This window comes from Mesorhizobium sp. M2C.T.Ca.TU.002.02.1.1, assembly GCF_003997225.1.
The window spans coordinates 1-845 of the sequence record NZ_RZTO01001354.1 but is presented as its reverse complement, the minus strand read 5'-3'; the positions used below and the strand labels follow the sequence as shown (position 1 = coordinate 845).

At 64.3% G+C, this 845-nt stretch carries 1 protein-coding gene; it reads right to left on the bottom strand.

Annotated features, from left to right (window positions below; translation table 11 throughout):
• Nucleotides 1-533 (bottom strand): heme ABC exporter ATP-binding protein CcmA (gene ccmA / locus EOD07_RS36070; RefSeq protein WP_127238488.1); only part of this gene is annotated, 533 nt, incomplete at its 3' end.
• Between the last annotated feature and the right edge of the window lie 312 nt (nucleotides 534-845).

Sequence of the window (845 nt, the reverse complement as noted above, 5' to 3'; positions counted from 1 at the left end):
CCCCCATCCCGCAGGTGCCCCCGCATCAACCCCGCGAACCGTTCCTCCGAGGCCTTGTCCAGTCCCGCCGTCGGCTCGTCCAGCAGCCAGACCGGCCGGCGGGTGACCAGAAGCTTGGCGATCGAGGCCCGCCGTCTTTGCCCGGTCGACAGATAGCCGAAGGGCAGGTGCCCGAGACCGCCGAGCGCCACCGTCTCCAGCGCCTCCTCGACGCTCAGTCCCGCCTCTCCTTGAAACGCGCGCCAGAAGCCGAGATTCTCCTCGACGCTGAGTGCCGTCTTCATCGCGTTGAGATGGCCGAGATAATGCGAGGCTGAGGCGGCCGTCGGGAAGGCCTCGCCGCCGCCCTCGAATCGAACCTTCCCTTCGGCGACCGGCAACAGCCCGGCCACGATCCTCAACAGCGTCGATTTGCCCGCGCCGTTCGGACCGGTGACGATAAGCGCCTCGCCCTTGTCCAGCGCGAAGCCGATATTGGAGAAAACCGTCTCGCCGCCGCGCTCGCCGCCCAGATTTTCGGCGATCAGCCGCATTCTTTGCCCGTCCCGAAATCACCGTTTCGCGGCCGTTCCCGGCTCACGCAAATTCGTCTTTCGACTGTCTAGAACTATTCCAGGAAATTCTCTATATGCGGTTCATCCGTGCCAGCGGTCGGCGCGGGATCAGAATTAGCGCCGAACCAGCGCACGCGCCGCCTTGAACGGCTCGGGTCGCTTGGGAGCGGACAGCGGAAATGGCCGTACCCGCACCTTTGCGCGTGATTGCATGCCAACGGCGTCCGTTCCCTTTCAGGCTGAACAGACAAGGACGGATCGCCGTGACGAAATCCCTCGACAGTTTCAATT